The organism is Escherichia sp. WS1451 (genome assembly GCF_046487365.1).
GTDB classification, from domain to species: Bacteria; Pseudomonadota; Gammaproteobacteria; order Enterobacterales; family Enterobacteriaceae; genus Escherichia; species Escherichia coli.
The window spans coordinates 440,149-453,557 of sequence record NZ_JBJQJP010000002.1; the positions used below are offsets into that span (position 1 = coordinate 440,149).

At 49.6% G+C, this 13,409-nt stretch carries 6 protein-coding genes and 1 pseudogene; 4 read left to right on the plus strand and 3 right to left on the minus strand.

Annotated elements, in window-relative coordinates:
* Window position 1: 1 nt before the first annotated feature.
* Genes lsrD through lsrA form a run of 3 tightly spaced genes read right to left on the minus strand, consistent with a single transcriptional unit; the run spans window position 2 to window position 3,551 of the window.
* Window positions 2–994, minus strand: coding sequence for an autoinducer 2 ABC transporter permease LsrD (lsrD, locus tag ACJHX7_RS05035; protein ID WP_094030364.1), 993 nt, complete (start codon window positions 992–994; stop codon window positions 2–4).
* Window positions 994–2,022 carry an autoinducer 2 ABC transporter permease LsrC gene (gene lsrC / locus ACJHX7_RS05040; protein ID WP_000911179.1) on the minus strand — a complete coding sequence of 343 codons (1,029 nt, stop codon included), beginning with the start codon at window positions 2,020–2,022 and terminating at the stop codon, window positions 994–996. Before lsrC ends, lsrD begins: the two co-directional genes overlap by 1 nt.
* The gene (lsrA, locus tag ACJHX7_RS05045) at window positions 2,016–3,551 is read right to left on the minus strand and encodes an autoinducer 2 ABC transporter ATP-binding protein LsrA (protein ID WP_001194893.1); all 1,536 of its coding nucleotides are present in this window, start codon (window positions 3,549–3,551) and stop codon (window positions 2,016–2,018) included. The genes lsrC and lsrA overlap by 7 nt, the downstream gene beginning before the upstream one ends.
* 248 nt (window positions 3,552–3,799) lie before the next feature.
* On the opposite strand from lsrA, the gene lsrR reads away from it, so the two are divergent.
* From lsrR to ACJHX7_RS05065, 4 genes and pseudogenes are all read left to right on the plus strand, one after another.
* Window positions 3,800–4,753 (plus strand): transcriptional regulator LsrR, encoded by a 954-nt coding sequence (gene lsrR, locus ACJHX7_RS05050; RefSeq protein ID WP_000154347.1) that lies wholly within the window; start codon window positions 3,800–3,802, stop codon window positions 4,751–4,753.
* Between the two features lie 78 nt (window positions 4,754–4,831).
* Complete coding sequence (lsrK, locus tag ACJHX7_RS05055) at window positions 4,832–6,424, plus strand: autoinducer-2 kinase (RefSeq protein ID WP_410231537.1); 1,593 nt, start codon at window positions 4,832–4,834, stop codon at window positions 6,422–6,424.
* 523 nt (window positions 6,425–6,947) lie between these two features.
* Window positions 6,948–12,368, plus strand: coding sequence for an ECSE_1600 family autotransporter (locus ACJHX7_RS05060; RefSeq protein WP_094030367.1), 5,421 nt, complete (start codon window positions 6,948–6,950; stop codon window positions 12,366–12,368).
* A gap of 457 nt (window positions 12,369–12,825) precedes the next feature.
* Window positions 12,826–13,092, plus strand: a pseudogene (locus tag ACJHX7_RS05065) (helix-turn-helix transcriptional regulator); the annotation flags it as partial.
* Between the last annotated feature and the right edge of the window lie 317 nt (window positions 13,093–13,409).

Here is a 13,409-nt window from a genome sequence, read left to right on the forward strand (position 1 = left end):
TTTATGGCAATGGGTTATTGGCCCGACGCGCCAGCCACTCTTTAATTTGCTGGCGATGCAGGCTAACGGAACGACCTACGACAACGACGATAAGTAGCGCACCGGAAAGGGCGCTGGACACCTGATTTGGCACTCCTGCCATTTGCAAACCTTGTTGCAAATATCCCACTAATAAAACCGCTATGGCGGTGCCGATAATGGAACCAGAACCACCATAAATATTGGCACCGCCGAGCACTACGGCGGTGATGGCGGGCATCAGAAACGACGCACCGAGATCGGAACGTGCTGAACCAAAATACGATACCAGCAGCACAGCGGCGACCGCAGACGCCAGCCCCGTCATGGCATAGAGCGCACACAAGGTGCGGTTTACCGGAATCGCGCTATAAACCGCCACACGCGGGCTTTGCCCAATTAAAAACACGTTACGTCCGGCATGGGTTTTATGCAGCCAGAGCCAGAAAACGAGGAGACATATCAGGAAGATAATCAGCGGAACGGGGAGTCCCAGCACATCCAGGTTAGCGAAATCTGTAAACGCCATCGGGAATCCACCAATACCTTCGTACCCCGTCGCTCCGGCCATCCCGGAAAGCAGCAGGGCGCTTCCGGCAAACAGATACAGCGTGCCAAGCGTAATCACCAGCGGGTTAACTTTGGTATAGATAATTAATCCGGCGTTGATCAACCCGCACAATGCGCCGAGCAGTAAGGTCAGAAGAATCGCCAGCGGCATCGGCACACCACTTTGAAACAGTACGCCCAATGCAATGGCGCAGAGGCCGATGGTCGAACCAAACGAAATATCGATCCCACCACTGACAATCACCATCGTCAGCGGTAGGGCGACAATGCCAATGCAGATAAAGTCACTGGTGCTGAACAGCAACATATTGAGATCTAACATCCGCGGGTTAATTGTACCAAATGCAACAATCTCAATAACGAGCAGTGCGGCAAGAGCCAGTTCCCAACCGTAGCGAATACGCATTACGCGGCCTCCCGTTTTTTACCTGACGAAGCGGGTTTAACGGATGGCGGTGGCATCATAAAGCGGGCATATTTTTGCCGCCGCAGATTACGTTCCAGCGCACAACGCAGGCGTCCATCAAACACCAGCACCGCCAGCAGAACCATGCCCGCGATAAAATCATTCCACCATGCCGGAATGCGCAACAGCACCAGTACACTATCGATCTGCGTCAGGAACCATGCGCCGAGTACCGCACCGATGATCGCGCCGGAACCGCCGAGCAAACTAATGCCGCCCAGCACGCAGGCTGCAATTGCTTTCATCTCCAGCCCGGTACCGGTCTGGTTGGGGATAAAACCAATCTGCGAAGCAAACACAATTCCCGCCAGTGCCGCCATGCAGCCGTTCAACGAAAATGCCACAATGCGAATGGCTTCCGTACGAACGCCCAGTTGACGAGCGCCCTGTAAATTATCGCCCGTGACATAAAAACTGCGTCCAAACGCCGTCTTTGCCAGCAGCCAGGCCATAAATGCCACCAGAATTATCGTCAACCAACCAATCGCGGAAACGCCAAATAGCAGCGGGGCGGAGAGTTGTTTCAGTTCGGCGGGTAATCCCTCAATCCATTTACCGCCAGTCCACAGCAACATGATGCCTCTGTACAACCCTAACGTGCCAAGGGTGGCGACAATGGCAGGGATCTTTAGCCACGCGACCAGGACACCATTGAAAAATCCCGCGAGCAAACCAAGCAGTAAAGTCGCGACACAAGCAACAGGTAGTGAATACCCCGCGTTCAGTAACATCCCCAACAGCACCGCGCACATTCCGGTAATCGAACCCACTGAAACATCAATATTGCGCGTAAGCATTACCAGCGTCGCGCCCATTGCCAGCAGGATCAGGATTTGCGCGCTGCTATAAACCATGGTCAGCGTTTGCACACTTAAATACTGACGGTCGAGAAAACCGGGTAATACAAACAGCAGCACCACCGCCAGCAGTGCCGTGATTTCACGGTTGTTCTGAATAAATTTCAGCATGACGCCTCCTGACGCTGACTATCTCCGAAGGCAACGCGCATAATGGTCTCGACATTAATATCGCGTCCGGTCAGTGCAGAGTGGGCAATTTCGCCCTGATGCATCACATACACGCGATCTGCCATCAGTTCGATCTCTTCCAGATCAGAGGAGATAAGCAGCACAGCCACATTCTGTGCGGCGATGCTGCGCAACAGTTGGTAGATATCATTACGCGCCGAGACATCCACGCCGCGCGTCGGCTCATCGACAATCAATACTTGCGGCGAGGCTTCCAGGCATTTGGCAATCAGGATTTTTTGCTGGTTGCCACCGGATAATGTCCGTGCAGCTTGTTCCGGTTGGTTAAATTTAATATTCAGCGCCCGACGATATCGTTCCAGGGTGGCATTATCTTTCGCAGTTTTCGCCCAGAATCCACGAAGGTTATGAGTAAGGGCGCAGACGTTCCACGCCAGTGAAGCATCGAGATTAAGTCCGGATGACTGGCGATCTTCCGGCAGATAAACCAGACCGCGCAGTAAACGTTCTCCGGTGGATAATCTATTGATCTCTTTACCATTCAGCATAATGCGTCCGCCACGCAAAGTACGCAGACCATAGAGCGTCTCGGCCAGTTCTGTGCGTCCGGCTCCCACCAGCCCAGCCAGGCCCAGAATTTCTCCGGCATTGAGCGTCAGGCTGACATTCCTGAAACCTTCGCCGGTCAGATTTTCCAGTGTCAGCACCGGCGTTCCGGCGGCATGTTGTGGGCGGTTGCCAGGTAATTCCAGCCATAATTTTTGGCTGGCAGAGAGCGATTTTTCCCGTAGCGCTGGCGTAATGGCCTGAATAATGTCGTCGGTAGACAGTTCGCTGGTTTTGCCGCTTAAGGCGATGGTTCCGTCGCGCATCACGCTAATTCGGTCGGCAATCTGGCGAATTTCCGGCAGCTTATGCGAGATAAAAACAATACCCACGCCAGTAGCAAGCAGCTCCCGCAAGCGAATAAACAAACGTTCGGTTTCGGCGGGAGTAAGCGAGGCGGTAGGTTCATCGAGGATCAGAATTCGCGAATCGCGCATCAGCCCGCGGAGGATTTCCACCATTTGGCGATCGGCGACATCCAGCGATCCTGCCAGACTATGCAGATCAAACTGGCAGCCCAGCGCCGCCAGCAAGTTATTCATTTTCTGTATGGAGAGTTGTTTTTTTGCCAGCCCAAACAGAATGTTTTCTTTTATCGACAGGCTTGGAAAAAGCAGCGGTTCCTGGGGAACGAGATAAATGCCCAACTGATGAGCATGAACTGGCGTTAATCTGGTGTAATTATTGCCCCCAATCTCCAGCGTACCGCTATCAGCAGGGGTAATACCGGCAATAATCTTCATTAACGTCGATTTACCGGCACCATTGCCGCCGAGCAGGGCGTGGACCTCCCCCTGATGCAACGTAAAATCGATGCCTTTCAGGACATTAACCCCTGAATACTGTTTATAAACCGAGCGGGCGCAAAGTAGCGGTAACGCACGGGTATCACTCGTTTGCATATTTCCCCCGTTCAGTTTTGCAGGTGAGTTTTGAACAAATGTATTTCTGCTTTTAATTTGTTCATAACCTTAGGTGGACATTGCACATATTTCCGACGAATAGATCACAATTTATGCTATTTTGATTTTCACGGTTGCGTTTGTTCATGCTCGAAGAGTCAAACTGTGGTTGCCATCACAGATATAAATGCGCAAGAACTGAACAATTGCATTAAAGATTTAAGTATGTTCAAAGTGAAGAATGAATTATGACAATCAACGATTCGGTAATTTCAGAACAGGGAATGTGTGAAGAAGAACAGGTCGCACGGATTGCGTGGTTTTACTACCACGACGGGCTGACCCAGAGTGAGATCAGCGATCGTCTCGGCCTGACCCGTTTGAAAGTGTCGCGATTACTGGAGAAAGGGCATCAATCCGGCATTATTCGCGTACAGATTAATTCACGCTTTGAAGGCTGTCTGGAATATGAAACACAATTATGTCGTCAGTTTTCGCTGCAACATGTCCGGGTGATCCCAGGGCTTGCGGATGCTGATGTCGGCGGGCGACTAGGGATAGGCGCGGCGCATATGTTGATGAGTTTACTTCAACCACAACAGATGCTGGCGATTGGTTTTGGCGAGGCAACCATGAATACGCTGCAACGCTTAAGTGGTTTTATTTCGTCACAGCAAATTCGCCTGGTCACGCTCTCCGGTGGAGTCGGTTCTTATATGACGGGTATCGGGCAGCTTAACGCGGCGTGCAGTGTGAATATTATTCCGGCTCCGTTGCGGGCATCCTCCGCTGACATTGCCCATACGCTAAAAAATGAAAATTGCGTCAAAGATGTTCTGTTAGCCGCACAAGCTGCGGATGTGGCGATTGTCGGCATTGGGGCCGTGAGTCAACAAGACGACGCGACGATCATTCGCTCCGGTTATATCAGCCAGGGCGAACAGTTAATGATTGGTCGAAAAGGGGCGGTTGGCGACATTTTAGGCTACTTTTTTGATGCAAAAGGTGACGTTGTCACGGATATTAAAATACATAACGAACTGATTGGCTTACCTTTAAGCGCGCTGAAGACCATACCCGTCCGGGTTGGCGTGGCAGGGGGAGAAAATAAAGCCGAAGCAATTGCCGCTGCAATGAAAGGCGGTTATATCAACGCACTGGTTACCGATCAGGATACAGCAGCGGCGATTTTACGTAGTTAAATTTGCATGACCTTATTACCGGGAATGATGGAGAACGTATAGAGGAACAGACAGAACGCATAAGCCGAGGATAATCTAATGGCTCGACTCTTTACCCCTTCAGAATCAAAGTATTACCTGATGGCGCTGGATGCAGGTACCGGAAGTATTCGGGCTGTGATATTCGACCTGGAAGGCAATCAAATAGCCGTGGGACAGGCGGAGTGGCGGCACCTGGCAGTACCGGACGTTCCTGGTTCTATGGAATTTGATCTCAACAAAAACTGGCAACTGGCGTGTGAGTGTATGCGCCAGGCGCTGCACAACGCCGGCATAGCCCCGGAGTATATCGCTGCCGTTTCGGCATGTTCGATGCGTGAAGGCATTGTTTTATATAACAATGATGGAACACCGATCTGGGCCTGCGCCAATGTGGATGCCAGAGCGGCGCACGAAGTTAGCGAACTTAAAGAACTACACAACAATACCTTTGAAAACAAAGTTTATCGATCGACCGGGCAAACGCTGGCTTTAAGCGCCATCCCCAGATTACTTTGGCTGGCGCACCATCGTTCCGATATCTACCGACAGGCGTCGACCATCACCATGATCAGCGACTGGCTGGCCTATATGCTCAGCGGCGAACTGGCGGTGGATCCCTCTAACGCTGGCACCACGGGACTTCTTGATCTAACCACCCGTGACTGGAAACCTGCATTGCTGGATATGGCCGGACTGCGGGCCGATATTCTTTCTCCTGTCAAAGAAACCGGCACATTGCTGGGCGTGGTAAGTTCACAAGCGGCGGAACTCTGCGGTCTGAAGGCGGGCACTCCGGTGGTCGTTGGAGGAGGTGACGTGCAGCTTGGTTGCCTGGGGTTAGGCGTTGTCCGTCCGGCACAAACCGCGGTTCTTGGCGGTACATTCTGGCAGCAAGTTGTAAACTTAGCCCCGCCGGTGACAGACCCAGAAATGAACATGCGCGTTAATCCCCATGTTATTCCTGGCATGGTACAAGCTGAATCTATAAGCTTTTTTACCGGACTCACCATGCGCTGGTTCCGCGATGCTTTCTGTGCCGAAGAAAAACTGATTGCCGAACGTTTAGGCATCGACACCTATACGCTGCTTGAAGAGATGGCAAGTCGTGTGCCGCCTGGGTCGTGGGGCGTAATGCCGATATTCTCCGACAGAATGCGCTTTAAAACCTGGTATCACGCTGCGCCTTCCTTTATTAACTTGTCCATTGACCCGGATAAATGTAACAAAGCGACATTGTTCCGTGCGCTGGAAGAAAATGCGGCGATTGTATCAGCGTGTAACTTGCAGCAAATTGCTGATTTTTCGAATATTCATCCCACCTCTCTGGTCTTTGCAGGCGGAGGTTCAAAAGGGAAATTATGGAGTCAAATTCTCGCTGATGTCTCGGGATTACCCGTCAATATTCCGGTGGTCAAAGAAGCCACTGCATTAGGATGTGCCATTGCAGCTGGCGTCGGTGCCGGAATTTTTTCATCAATGGCAGAAACCGGAGAACGCCTGGTTCGCTGGGAACGGACGCACACACCAGACCCAGAAAAGCATGAACTTTATCAGGATTCACGCGATAAGTGGCAGGCAGTTTATCAGGATCAGCTGGGGCTGGTTGATCATGGACTGACGACGTCGTTATGGAAAGCGCCTGGGTTATAGTTTCATTGACAGCCACATCATGATGACCGTGGCTGTTAGTTTTTGAGTATTCTTATTTCCCTTCTTTTAGAGCTGGCTTGTTAAATGCCAGCTTGCAGATTCATCGTTCCATCGCCAGTAATATATTCAAGGGGAAATTGCTATTTTTCTTAAAACATTAAGCATAACCCTTATTTTATAGCGAATATTCCTAAAGGCATAAATGAATGAAAAAGAGTTTTAATAGAGTTCTTTTTTAGCAATTGGTGCTATTCTTTGTTAAATATGATGATGGTAATTTTCTTATTGAAAGAAACATTTTTCTTATTAAGCAACAATAACTCATGGTTCATTTTTAAATAAAATAAGAACTATGCGATTTTTAATCTATCAATTCGAAAGCATTAGCAAATTAGCCAAATTGACACCTTCCCACCTCCAACCAACACTCAATACAGACCTCTGACAATTTAATAAGTTTCATTTTTAATGTCTGACGACTCATCTCTTTCGTGGCTGTATTGTTTGTATATGGAGCGTTTATATGAATAGAATCTATCGCGTGATATGGAATTGCACCCTACAGGTATTTCAGGTCTGCTCGGAATTGACTCGCAGGGTAGGTAAAACATCGACGGTTAATTTGCGTAAATCCTCTGGACTGACAACGAAATTCAGTAGATTGACGCTGGGTGTTTTGCTGGCACTAAGCGGTTCAGCGTCTGGTGCAAGTCTGGAAGTTGATAATGATCAGATTTCCAATATTGATACTAATGTTGCTTATGATGCCTACCTGGTTGGCTGGTATGGCACTGGAGTGCTTAATATTTTGGCTGGCGGTAATGCCTCCTTAACCACTATTACTACCAGCGTCATTGGCGCTAATGAGGACTCAGAGGGCACCGTTAATGTTTTGGGTGGCACCTGGCGATTGTATGATAGCGGAAATAATGCAAGGCCTTTAAATGTGGGTCAATCCGGAACGGGGACGCTGAATATTAAACAGAAGGGTCACGTCGATGGAGGCTATTTAAGATTAGGTTCTCAAGCTGCAGGCGTCGGGACGGTTAATGTTGAGGGAGAGGACTCGGTTCTGACGACCGAATTATTCGAAATAGGGAGTTACGGTACGGGCTCATTAAATATTACGGATAAGGGTTATGTCACGAGTTCAATCGTCGCCATTTTAGGCTATCAGGCGGGCAGTAATGGTCAGGTTGTCGTTGAAAAGGGTGGCGAGTGGCTAATAAAAAATAATGATTCCTCAATTGAATTTCAAATTGGCAATCAAGGGACGGGGGAAGCGACTATTCGCGAGGGGGGACTGATTACGGCTGAAAATACGATTATCGGAGGCAATCCCACCGGTATCGGAACCCTGAATGTGCAGGATCAAGACTCTGTCATCACGGTACGCAGACTCTATAATGGATATTTCGGTAATGGCACAGTCAATATTTCCAATAATGGACTGATTAATAACAAAGAATATTCATTGGTGGGCGTTCAGGATGGTTCCCACGGTGTCGTCAACGTGACCGATAAAGGGCATTGGAATTTCCTCGGAACGGGCGAAGCTTTCCGCTATATCTATATCGGTGATGCTGGCGACGGTGAACTTAATGTCTCTAGTGAAGGCAAAGTAGATTCGGGAATTATCACTGCGGGGATGAAAGAAACAGGCACAGGCAACATTACTGTTAAGGATAAGAACTCCGTTATCACTAATCTCGGAACTAATCTTGGTTATGACGGCCACGGTGAAATGAATATCAGTAATGAGGGGCTTGTTGTCAGCAACGGAGGAAGTTCACTCGGTTATGGAGAAACCGGCGTCGGGAAGGTTAGCATCACCACGGGGGGGATATGGGAGGTCAATAAGAATGTCTACACCACCATTGGTGTTGCGGGCGTCGGAAACCTCAATATCAGCGATGGCGGTAAGTTCGTATCGCAAAATATTACTTTTTTGGGCGATAAAGCAAGCGGTATCGGCACACTGAACCTGATGGATGCGACATCATCGTTCGATACTGTAGGTATCAATGTCGGTAATTTTGGTAGCGGCATCGTAAATGTCAGTAATGGTGCCACCCTTAATTCAACGGGCTATGGATTTATCGGAGGAAATGCCTCCGGTAAGGGGATAGTTAATATTTCAACGGATAGTCTCTGGAATTTAAAAACGTCATCTACTAACGCCCAATTGCTACAGGTCGGTGTATTAGGTACGGGTGAACTGAATATTACCACCGGAGGTATAGTTAAAGCGCGTGATACACAGATAGCTCTGAATGACAAAAGTAAGGGCGACGTGCGGGTGGATGGGCAGAACTCTCTTCTTGAAACATTCAATATGAATGTAGGGACGTCTGGTACGGGTACGTTAACCCTGACGAATAACGGCACGCTGAATGTCGAAGGTGGCGAAGTTTACTTAGGTCTTTTTGAACCTGCTGTAGGAACGCTAAACATTGGTGCTGCTCACGGTGAGGCGGCGGCAGATGCCGGGTTTATCGCCAACGCGACGAAAGTAGAGTTTGGTTCTGGCGAAGGTGTTTTTGTCTTTAATCATACCAATAACAGTGATGCCGGCTACCAGGTCGATATGCTGATTACGGGTGACGATAAAGACGGAAAAGTGATACATGATGCAGGCCATACGGTGTTCAATGCAGGGAATACTTATAGCGGTAAAACGCTGGTCAATGACGGCCTCCTGACCATTGCGTCACATACGGCAGATGGGGTAACGGGCATGGGTTCGAGTGAAGTCACCATTGCAAGCCCCGGTACGCTCGACATTCTCGCATCAACGAACAGCGCAGGAGATTACACGCTGACCAATGCGCTCAAAGGCGATGGCTTGATGCGAGTGCAGCTGTCATCCTCCGACAAAATGTTTGGCTTTACCCATGCAACAGGAACTGAATTCGCCGGTGTTGTCCAACTGAAAGACAGTACCTTCACACTGGAACGCGACAACACCGCTGCGCTTACTCACGCGATGCTTCAGTCTGACAGTGAAAATACCACATCGGTAAACGTGGGAGAGCAATCCATTGGTGGACTAGCCATGAATGGCGGTACGCTCACTTTCGATACGGATATACCTGCTGCGACGCTTGCGGAGGGATATATCAGCGTCGATACGCTGGCTGTCGGCGCGGGTGACTACACCTGGAAAGGCCGTAACTATCAGGTAAACGGGACGGGCGACGTGCTTATCGACGTGCCTAAACCGTGGAATGATCCCATGGCGAATAACCCTCTGACGACGCTCAATTTGCTGGAACACGATGATAACCATGTCGGCGTTCAACTGGTGAAGGCGCAAACGGTTATTGGGTCGGGTGGCTCATTAACGTTACGTGATTTACAGGGCGACGAGGTGGAAGCGGACAAAACGTTACACATTGCGCAAAACGGAACGGTGGTCGCCGAGGGTGATTATGGATTCCGCCTCACGACCGCACCAGGTGATGGTTTGTACGTTAACTATGGGCTGAAAGCGCTGAACATCCATGGTGGGCAAAAGCTGACATTAGCCGAACATGGCGGAGCCTATGGCGCAACGGCCGATATGTCGGCAAAAATCGGTGGTGAAGGGGATCTGGCAATCAATACGGTGCGACAGGTTTCGCTTTCCAACGGTCAGAACGACTATCAGGGGGCAACCTACGTTCAGATGGGGACATTACGTACCGATGCGGATGGCGCGCTGGGCAACACCCGGGAACTGAACATCAGCAACGCGGCCATCGTCGATCTTAATGGATCGACGCAGACGGTAGAGACATTCACCGGGCAGATGGGTTCGACTGTTTTGTTCAAAGAAGGGTCGCTGACGGTGAATAAAGGTGGGATCAGTCAGGGTGAACTGACAGGTGGCGGAAACCTGAATGTTACAGGGGGAACGCTGGCTATCGAGGGGCTTAATGCACGCTACAATGCGTTAACCAGCGTTAGCCCAAATGCGGAAGTCAGCCTCGATAATACGCAGGGGTTAGGCAGAGGAAATATTGCCAATGACGGTCTGTTAACGCTAAAAAACGTGACCGGCGAACTGCGTAATAGCATAAGCGGGAAGGGTATCGTGAGCGCAACCGCCAGGACAGACGTAGAGCTGGATGGCGATAATAGCCGCTTTGTGGGGCAATTCAACATTGATACAGGCAGCGCGCTCAGCGTCAACGAGCAGAAAAACCTGGGTGATGCTTCCGTTATCAATAATGGCCTGCTCACCATCTCCACTGAGCGTAGCTGGGCGATGACGCACAGTATCACCGGTAGCGGCGGTGTGACAAAACTGGGGTCCGGGATCCTGACTCTTAACAACGATTCCGCGGCGTACCAGGGTACGACGGATATCGTGGGTGGTGAAATTGCTTTCGGTTCCGACTCTGCCATTAATATGGCAAGTCAGCACATTAATATCCATAACAGCGGTGTGATGTCGGGAAATGTCACCACTGCAGGTGATGTGAACGTTATGCCTGGGGGGACACTGCGTGTCGCTAAAACCACTGTCGGCGGTAACCTGGAGAATGGTGGCACGGTTCAAATGAACAGCGAAGGGGGGAAACCGGGGAATGTACTGACCGTTAACGGTAACTATACCGGAAACAATGGCCTGATGACGTTCAACGCGACGCTGGGTAGCGATAATTCCCCCACGGATAAAATGAACGTAAAAGGTGATACGCAGGGCAATACCCGCGTTCGGGTTAATAACATTGGCGGCGTCGGTGCACAAACGGTCAACGGTATTGAACTCATTGAGGTTGGCGGTAATTCTGCAGGTAACTTCGCGCTGACCACCGGAACTGTCGAAGCTGGGGCTTACGTCTACACGCTGGCTAAAGGGAAGGGGAATGACGAGAAAAACTGGTATCTGACCAGTAAATGGGACGACGTAACGCCAGCGGATACACCCGATCCCATCAATAATCCCCCTGTTGTGGATCCGGAAGGCCCATCAGTTTATCGCCCGGAGGCCGGAAGCTATATCAGCAACATTGCCGCAGCCAACTCGCTGTTTAGCCATCGCTTACACGACCGTCTGGGTGAGCCGCAGTATACAGATTCACTGCGAGTTCAGGATTCGGCAACCAGTATATGGATGCGTCATGTCGGAGGGCACGAACGTTTCAGGACCGGTGATGGTCAGCTAAATACTCAGGCTAACCGCTATGTATTGCAGCTAGGCGGCGATTTGGCGCAGTGGAGTAGCAACGCGCAGGATCGCTGGCATCTCGGCGTGATGGCAGGCTATGCCAATCAGCACAGTAATACTCAGAGTAATCATGTGGGTTATAAATCGGATGGGCGCATCAGCGGTTACAGCGCAGGACTGTACGCGACCTGGTATCAGAACGATGCGAATAAGACCGGCGCTTATGTTGACAGCTGGGCGCTGTATAACTGGTTTGATAACAGCGTCAGTTCCGATAACCGTTCTGCTGACGACTATGATTCTCGCGGTGTGACGGCCTCTGTTGAGGGTGGGTATACCTTTGAAGCGGGAACATTTAGCGGCAGCGAAGGGACGCTGAATACCTGGTACGTCCAGCCACAGGTACAAATCACCTGGATGGGTGTGAAAGATTCTGACCATACCCGGAAAGACGGAACACGCATTGAAACGGAAGGAGACGGAAACGTGCAAACACGACTTGGGGTGAAAACCTACCAGAACAGTCATCACCAGCGTGACAATGGTAAACAGCGTGAGTTCCAGCCTTACATTGAAGCGAACTGGATCAACAACAGCAAAGTCTACGCCGTGAAGATGAATGGTCAAAACGTAAGCCGTGATGGTGCGCGTAATCTCGGTGAAGTACGTACCGGGGTTGAGGCGAAAGTAAATAACAACCTTAGCCTGTGGGGGAATGTCGGTGTGCAACTAGGTGATAAAGGCTATAGCGATACTCAGGGCATGCTGGGTGTGAAATATAGCTGGTAAACCGTATAAGCCGCATGTCGAAGATGCATGCGGCTTAATATTGCCGACTTCAAACGACTTTTAAATCCTACTTTTTATCCGCGATCGCGGATATCACAGTGTTTATCCCGTAGAGCGGATAAGATGTAGTTGAAACCAATGTGTTGAGGTTGCACGACCGGTTAAGCCGAGAATACGGTATTAAGTAAGATATGGGGTTTTGGTCGTTGTTAATGAGCAGGACAATCATGACCGTCAACGACTGGATTCTCCCTTGGGTTATGTTGGTGCGCATAATGTATATTATGTTAAATGGAATTTGAGTGATGCGAAGCGATTTTCCGGTCGTCGTTATTACTTCAGGGTTCCAGAACATAAAGCCTCTCCTCTTTCATGATTGGCCTGTGCATACCGGATATAGGCTGGCTGGTATGCAGGTTTGCCGTTTGCCGCATCTTCCCTGCGTTGAAGAGTCAGGCTGGCAAACCGCGTGCAAATGAACACCCCCTCTTTCCATCAACACTTCAGACAGCTTGCGGGAATGAGTCCACTCCGGTATCAGAAATGGCTACGCCTCAATGAAGCCAGGCGACTGATGCTGAATGAACATTACGATGTCACCACTGCAGCCTATGCTGTCGGTTACGAAAGCTTATCCCATTTCTGTCGGGAATATTCGCGGATGTTTGGAGAGTCACCTAAGAGAGATATTACCAGGTTAAGAAAGTCTGTCGGTCAGCTTTAATAAACCCTGCACTTATCTGTTTAGAGCAATTCCGTGTTAGTTACACCAGGCAAACATTAACTATAGCTAATGATTTATAGCCATATAAGCCATTGGTCGCTCTTGACCTTTCCTGACACTTCCCTTGTTCGCAATAATATTCTGTTTAGTCACGGTTTATAAATAACATGCATAATGAAATTGTCATGTTATTTAGCGACATAAAATGTCTTTGCAAATACTCTCTACAACAAGTGCTGCAATAAACTTGTTGTGATTAGGTGTCCTTGTAATTTAAAGATATTATCGTTCTTCGTGAAATGTAATAACCCCGGAAA

Bases quoted from the DNA above. Each gene is read 5' to 3' on its own strand.
- lsrD (WP_094030364.1), bottom strand. From the start codon at position 994: ATGCGTATTCGCTACGGTTGGGAACTGGCTCTTGCCGCACTGCTCGTT.
- lsrK (WP_410231537.1), top strand. From the start codon at position 4,832: ATGGCTCGACTCTTTACCCCTTCAGAATCAAAGTATTACCTGATGGCG.
- ACJHX7_RS05060 (WP_094030367.1), top strand. From the start codon at position 6,948: ATGAATAGAATCTATCGCGTGATATGGAATTGCACCCTACAGGTATTT.
- lsrR (WP_000154347.1), top strand. From the start codon at position 3,800: ATGACAATCAACGATTCGGTAATTTCAGAACAGGGAATGTGTGAAGAA.
- lsrC (WP_000911179.1), bottom strand. From the start codon at position 2,022: ATGCTGAAATTTATTCAGAACAACCGTGAAATCACGGCACTGCTGGCG.
- lsrA (WP_001194893.1), bottom strand. From the start codon at position 3,551: ATGCAAACGAGTGATACCCGTGCGTTACCGCTACTTTGCGCCCGCTCG.